Raw genomic sequence first — 1,601 nt, 5'->3', positions numbered from 1 at the left:
TAATGAAATGGCTACCCCCGCCGCCCTCTGTGATCGCCCACTAAGCTTTCACAGGGGGCTCATCGGAGACCGTTGCCATGAACAAAGTAGCTATTGCCGCCATCGACCTGGGAAAACACACCTTTCATCTGCATGCACAAGATGATCGTGGTCATGAGCTTTACCGCAAAAAGTTTACTCGAGCCACGCTTATCCAGCACTTGGCGAACCTCGAACCCTGTACCGTCGTGATGGAGGCCTGTGGCGGAGCCCACTTCATGGCGCAGGAGGTCGCAAGGCTGGGACACACGCCCAAGCTCATTGCTCCTCATCTCGTGCGTCCGTATGTGAAAAGCAACAAAAACGACTTCGCGGATGCCGAGGCGATCTGCGAGGCAGCGACTCGCCCAACGATGCGCTTTGTGCCCCCCAAAACCCAGGCTCAGCAAGCGCTGGCCATGCTCAACTCGGTACGCGATTCGTTCATCGAAGACCGCACCGCCACCATCAATCGGATTCACGCAGCCCTTCTGGAGGTGGGCGTCAGCTTGGCCCCAGGCTTCAAATCAATCAAAGATCTTCCGGCGCGGCTTGAGGCGAGTTCATTTTCTGAGCGCATCAAAAAAATTCTGATGACGCTGCATAAGCACTTCAACTACCTGGATGAGCAGGTCAAGGCACTGGACAAGGACGTGGAATGCCAAGCCGCTGGAGATGATCTGGCTGCGCGTTTGATGACGATGCCGTGTGTAGGCCCGATCACCTCCACCGTCCTGGCTGCCGAGTTGGGCGATGGCAAACAGTTCAAATGCGGCCGAGGCTATTCGGCCTCGATCGGACTGGTGCCCAAACAGCATTCCACTGGCGGCAAGACCGTACTGTTGGGCATCAGCAAGCGCGGTGATCGAAACCAGAGGCGCCTGCTCGTCCAGTGTGCCCGTGTTTACTTGATACAGCTGGACCGACAGAAAGGGTGGCTGGCGGACTGGGTCCGGCAGCTACTGGCCCACCATCACTCCAACCATGTGGTCTGTGCGCTGGCCAATAAGCTGGCGAGGATCGCCTGGGCAATTGCAGCACACCACACCGAATTCGATGCAGGGCCAAACGCGATGAACACCTGACCCTGCTGTCACCCGAGCACCACCCACCTGGTTTTGCGATGCTGGATAACAGATGACGTGAACGGCTAACCGGCCTGACGACAACCCTGAGCTCCCACACGGCTGAAAGGCCGTTCTAGTAATTAGGATCGTCGGGCATCGATTCTCATCGAGGCGCGGGGCGACAACCCCACTCAGACGCCGGATAGATGAAAGCAAGCCAACCACGCATCAAAAACAGTATTGCAGAAAAGGGGGTAACCATAGATGTGGGAGCGAGCCTGCTCGCGATCGATCGCAAATCCAGCATCGCAGCAAAGCCTGGCCACCCCAAAAAATCCAATTGCTGAGCCGTGGATATCAGCGCAATGAATCCAACAATAAAAACAATCCAGCGCTACAAAATCTCGAATAACTCTCGAAAATCAGAAATTCTCTCAATTTTTTTCACCTGCTTGCCATCCTTCACCCCAATGGTTAGGGTTGAAGGCATGAAAACCTCTCACACCCTCATTCAGC

1 protein-coding gene is annotated in these 1,601 nt (G+C 55.5%); it reads left to right on the top strand.

Annotation, left to right across the window (positions count from 1 at the left end):
• Nucleotides 1–77: 77 nt before the first annotated feature.
• Entirely contained in the window at nucleotides 78–1,103 is a 1,026-nt protein-coding gene (locus HY308_16340; protein MBI3899847.1) for an IS110 family transposase, read from the top strand.
• Nucleotides 1,104–1,601 lie beyond the last annotated feature (498 nt).

The sequence above is a fragment of the Gammaproteobacteria bacterium genome, from assembly GCA_016199745.1.
In the GTDB taxonomy this organism is placed as follows: Bacteria; Pseudomonadota; Gammaproteobacteria; order Acidiferrobacterales; family Sulfurifustaceae; genus JACQFZ01.
The sequence above is the reverse complement of the archived record's forward strand: the minus strand, read 5'-3'. Positions and strand labels throughout refer to the sequence as shown.

Excerpts from the sequence above, each read along its gene's own strand:
- HY308_16340 (MBI3899847.1), top strand. The coding sequence starts at position 78 with ATGAACAAAGTAGCTATTGCCGCCATCGACCTGGGAAAACACACCTTT.